Source organism: Acinetobacter sp. YH16044 (assembly GCF_013417145.1).
GTDB classification, from domain to species: Bacteria; Pseudomonadota; Gammaproteobacteria; order Pseudomonadales; family Moraxellaceae; genus Acinetobacter; species Acinetobacter amyesii.
The window spans coordinates 1-1,273 of sequence record NZ_VPEK01000151.1 but is presented as its reverse complement, the minus strand read 5'-3'; the positions used below and the strand labels follow the sequence as shown (position 1 = coordinate 1,273).

At 33.9% G+C, this 1,273-nt stretch carries 1 protein-coding gene; it reads right to left on the bottom strand.

Going from position 1 to position 1,273, the window contains the following annotated elements:
• Positions 1 to 25: 25 nt before the first annotated feature.
• Positions 26 to 955, bottom strand: a complete 930-nt coding sequence (gene repM / locus FTV38_RS17640; RefSeq protein ID WP_180023059.1) for a replication initiation protein RepM — start codon at positions 953 to 955, stop codon at positions 26 to 28.
• Positions 956 to 1,273: the final 318 nt, after the last annotated feature.

The following is a 1,273-nucleotide window of genomic DNA, read 5'->3' as shown; positions in this document are numbered from 1 at the left end:
AAGTTTTGCCATGTATTGAATCCTTTTATTTAGATGGCATATATCCAGCTTTTTTTAGATATGGGGATAGCTCTTGTAGCTTATTTGGATCTTGTAGCATGTCAGCAATACGAACAGCAAATTGAGAATAGCTTTCTGTACCTTGAGAATATTTATTCATTTCAGGCATTTCAGATAGTTTTTGTGCAAATAAATGGCGTTGAGCAGTGGTCATCTTAGTAATGATTTCAGAATGTTTTGGAATAGCTGCTTTAGGCTCTTTTTTTTGTTTGAATGAGAAAGAAAAACCTGAAATTGATCTGCCTTCTTTATGCTGTTCGACTTTAACGATGATATCCGTATGCTCATTAATTTGTTTTACAGCCGACTCTAAAACACGTCTTTTAAAAGTATCAATACGTGGGTAATCATTAGGCTCTAATCCCAATTTAGAGCGGAAATATTGTATTTGAAAAACAGGGGTTTTACCTACTTCACGCCATGCTATTAGTAGTTCATACAGACGTATGGCATACTTTCCTGTCAATTGAGTGACTTGTTTTAGTTGGTAGCTCGTAAATTGTTTTTCTAATCTAGTTATAAGTGGGATCACATCCATAGTAAAGGCGATTTCTAACGTAGCTGCATCATCGATATATGCGATATTTTGAACCCATCGAGATATAATTTTCTTTTGCTTTCCAGTTTTTTGATCAATAGTGTAGTAGCTAAATTGCCTACCAAATAAGTTTGTCACAGCTGTTTTTAATGCCTTGTAAGCTGCATGTTTGTTTACGTCAAATCTTTGCATGTATTCACTAGCATGAATACGTAATCTTGTATTTGCGTCTATTCCTATCTTTTCTTCTCTAGCTTGTAATATAGCGAGCAAAATTAGTCGTTGTTCAACGGTATCAAGGTTATAACTAGCATTAATTAAAGCATTATCTTTTACTATTAATTGATCTGAAGGCATTTATTCCACCATTATTTTATTTGGTGTTATTACACCATCATTCAACCTTGGTGTAAATAGGTGACTTTTTGGTGTGGTATAGGTGACTTTTTGGTGTGGTATAGGTGACTTTTTGGTGTGGTATAGGTGACTTTTTGGTGTGGTATCAATGCTGTAACCCTTTATTTAAAAGACTTTCAAGATGCTTAAAAACATTTAAAAACTTTAAAATATATTAAAAGCATCGTTCTTTAAAATTGCCCTATGTGTTCGCTTCGCTCAAACTCTATTGGATCGCGCTTTCGATCGATTCGAAGAGGCAATTTTTTGCTTAAATAT

Bases quoted from the DNA above. Each gene is read 5' to 3' on its own strand.
- repM (WP_180023059.1), bottom strand. From the start codon at position 955: ATGCCTTCAGATCAATTAATAGTAAAAGATAATGCTTTAATTAATGCT.